This is a genomic window from Exiguobacterium sp. A1_3_1 (assembly GCF_048985645.1).
Lineage (GTDB): Bacteria > Bacillota > Bacilli > Exiguobacteriales > Exiguobacteriaceae > Exiguobacterium_A > Exiguobacterium_A indicum.
Genome location: NZ_WBYY01000236.1, coordinates 1 through 3,863 on the forward strand (window position 1 = coordinate 1; position 3,863 = coordinate 3,863).

Annotated in this window: 2 protein-coding genes and 1 pseudogene; all 3 read right to left on the reverse strand. The window is 48.1% G+C overall.

What is annotated here, in order from left to right:
* Window positions 1-67: 67 nt before the first annotated feature.
* Complete coding sequence (gene lspA / locus F8N00_RS16830; RefSeq protein ID WP_023468792.1) at window positions 68-544, reverse strand: signal peptidase II; 477 nt, start codon at window positions 542-544, stop codon at window positions 68-70.
* 72 nt (window positions 545-616) lie between these two features.
* Entirely contained in the window at window positions 617-3,352 is a 2,736-nt protein-coding gene (gene ileS / locus F8N00_RS16835) for an isoleucine--tRNA ligase (RefSeq protein ID WP_050677527.1), read from the reverse strand.
* Between the two features lie 299 nt (window positions 3,353-3,651).
* Window positions 3,652-3,863: pseudogene (locus tag F8N00_RS16840) on the reverse strand (septum formation initiator); the annotation flags it as partial.

A 3,863-nucleotide genomic window follows, 5' to 3' on the forward strand; every position in this document is an offset into this window, starting at 1 on the left:
GTGGGCTCGGAGATGTGTATAAGAGACAGCGCTCCATCCGCTTGTACGGACCATGTTTCTACTTCATTCATTTATCCATCGTTCCTTTCTTAGTCAACCGTTCTTCGAACATGACGCTGATCAACATCGTGATGACACCAAACGTCAAACAGACGTCTGCGACATTAAAGATCGGAAAATTATAGCCGAACGGGAAGAAGTGGAAGAAATCAACGACTTCTCCTCGTGCCATTCGATCAATGAAATTTCCGATCGCACCACTGAGCAATAACGCGATGCTCCAAGCAAATACCTTATTTTTCGTGCCTTCCTTGTAGAGGAAGTAAATCAATCCAATGACGACGACGACCGTAACGATGAAGAAAAAGCCGAATTTACCTTCGAGCATTCCCCACGCGGCGCCACGATTCCGATACGAGTTGAGATAAAAGAAATCCGGAATGACCGTGATCGCTTGACCAATCGTCATGTTTTGAACGACGATCCATTTCGTCAACTGGTCGATTCCAACGAGTAAAGCAGCAATCCCTAAGTAAAGCCACATCCTATTGTCCTCCGCATCCAAAAATAATGAGGGACGTCCTGCGAAGTCGCAGTCGCCCCTCCCTTTGTATCATTATAAAGAATTGACGACTTCAGTACAACGTGGGCAAAGCGTCGGATGAGCCGGATCTTGTCCGAGTTCCGTCGAATATGTCCAACAACGTTCACATTTTTCACCGTCAGCTTTTTGAACCGTGATGCCAGTCGTCTCATACATCTTATCCGCTGTTTCCACGAATTCGAGTTGTGAGACTTGGAGTAATTGCTCAAGATGATCGATTGTTCCGAGCAAGGCTTTCGTCTCTTCCTTCGGTGCAAGTAAGAGTTTCGCTTCGAGTGTCTTACCGACGAGTTTCTCAACGCGCGCTTCCTCGAGTGCTTTTAAGACATCATCGCGGAACGTCAGGAACGCGTTCCATTTCTCGATGAGGGCAAGTCCTTCTTCTGAGACTTCGACCGTTTCCGGAAGGTCCGTCAAGAAGATACTCTTCGTCTCAACAGCTGGTACGAATTCCCATGCTTCGTCTGCTGTGTGTGGCAAGACTGGTGCCATCAATTGCAACAAGGCAACGACTGTATCATACATGACCGTCTGAACCGCACGACGCGATGTCGCGTCTGCTTTTTCGATATACAGGATATCTTTCGTGTAATCGAGGTAGAACGACGACAAATCAAGGACACAGAAGTTGTGGAGCAATTGATAGACCGACATGAAGTCGTACGCATCATAAGCCGCTTTTACTTTTCCAACAAGTTGGTCCAGTTTCGTACGCATGAAACGATCTGACTCTGGTAAGTCTTCAAATGCGACGCGGTGCGTCGCAGGATCGAATTGATCCAAGTTTCCGAGGAGGAAACGAACCGTGTTCCGGATTTTACGATATGATTCTGAGACTTGTTTGAAGTTATCCATCGATGCTCGGACATCAGCTTGATAATCGACTGATGCCACCCACAAGCGAAGGATCTCTGCTCCAAATTGTTGCATGACTTGAATCGGTGCAATCGTGTTACCGATCGATTTCGACATCTTGCGACCTTGACCATCCAGAACGAATCCGTGACTGACGACCGCTTTGTATGGTGCTTTTCCTGTCGTTGCGACGGCTGTCGATAGCGACGAGTTGAACCAACCACGATATTGGTCAGATCCTTCAAGATAGAGATCCGCTGGACGTGTCAATTCAGGACGTGTCGCAAGGACACCGGCATGTGATGAACCAGAATCGAACCAGACATCCATGATGTCCGTTTCTTTTTTGAAGATACCGTTCGGGCTTGCTGGATGTGTGAATCCTTCAGGAAGCAAGTCGACTGCTTCGCGCTCATACCAGACATTTGATCCGTGAGCTGCAAATAGATTCGCGATATGATCAATCGTTTCTGGTGTGACGATTTCCGTTCCATCTTCAGCGTAGAAGATTGGAAGTGGAACGCCCCAAGCACGTTGACGTGAGATGACCCAGTCGCCGCGGTCTTTGAACATGTTGTGGAGACGTGTTTCCCCCCACTCTGGTACCCACTGGACGCCTTTGATCTCATCAAGGATTTCCGCACGGAAGTCTTTGATTGAAGCGAACCACTGTGGTGTTGCCCGGAAAATGACCGGTTTTTTCGTCCGCCAGTCATGTGGATACGAGTGTTTGATGAACGATAGTTTCAAGAGTGCACCGGCTTCTTCGAGGGCAAGACCGATCTCTTTATTCGCATCTTCATAGAACATGCCTTCGAATCCAGGTGCTTCTGCTGTCATGATCCCTTTATCGTCGACTGGGCAAAGGACGTCAAGACCGTAAGCTTGACCGATGCGGAAGTCATCTTCCCCGTGACCTGGAGCCGTATGAACGACACCTGTCGCTTCCGCTGTAACGTGATCGCCAAGCATGACGAGTGATTCACGGTCGTACAGTGGATGTTTTGCTTTCATGTATTCGAAATCCGCACCATTAAAGACACGTCCGACTGTTGCATCTTCCCATCCGAGTGCTTCGATGACTTCAGGAACAAGTGTTTCCGCTACGATATAGCCTTTTCCTTGATACTCGATCCGCGCATACGTTAATTCCGCACTGACAGAGATTCCGAGGTTCGCTGGAATCGTCCATGGTGTCGTCGTCCAGATGACGAAATGATCCGTCGGCTCTAAGATGTTTTTTCCGTCCATGACTTGGAACGCGACATAGATGGCAGCTGACCGTTTATCTTGATATTCGATTTCTGCTTCAGCTAATGCCGATTCAGAAGACGGTGACCAATAGACCGGTTTCTTCCCTTTGTAGATATAGCCTTTGTTCGCCATATCCCCGAATAAACGAATTTGAGCTGCTTCAAATTCTGGTTGCAGGGTGATGTATGGGTTGTCATAGTCACCGAGAACGCCGAGGCGTTTGAATTGTTCGCGTTGGTGATCGACTTGTTCGAGCGCATATTTCGCACATAATTCACGGAATTCTGCGACCGTCATCGATTTACGATCAACACCGGCTTTTTGAAGTGCTGTTTCAATCGGTAATCCGTGTGTGTCCCAACCAGGCACGTACGGAGACTGGAAGCCGTTCATCGATTTGTAGCGGACGATGATGTCTTTTAAAACTTTGTTTAATCCGTGACCCATGTGGATGTCACCATTCGCATATGGAGGACCATCGTGGAGGATGAACGTCGGCTTTCCAGCGTTCTTTTCCTGGACCGCAGCGTAGAGATTCATCTCTTCCCATCGTGCTTGCATATCTGGTTCACGTTTTGGCAAGTTGCCTCGCATTAAAAACTCCGTTTTCATCATCAATAAGGTTTCTTTGTAATCCATCTGACCATCTCTCACCTTTCGCTTTAAAAGTACAAAAAAAGCCAAGCTCATCCCTGAGATAGGGACGAGCTTGGCTGAACTCGCGGTACCACCCTACTAATCCCGCTCGCCAGTTTGACGACGCAGGACCGCTTAAGAACTCGATAACGGGAGTGAGCCGGCATGACTTACTGTTCAGCGAACGTTCAGTCATGCACTCCAAGGGGATACCCCATCTTTTTCGTTGCTCGGGCTTCCACCATTCCCCCGATTCGCTGTCAACCGTCCAAGATACGACGTGTCCTTGTCATTGATTTTATTTATACGACATCGTCGTCATTATACGCAACTGCTGGAACATCGTCAAGCGCTCCACGAGAAGAGAAATCAAACGCATCCCAGTCATGGCTCGTCAATAATTCCATCTGCGCATCGATCAATACTTTGAATCGATTACGATAGAGTTCGATTTTTTTGCGCATTTGCTCGACTTCGAAGTCTGTCCGTTGTGCCCGGCGTTGCGCCGCATCTT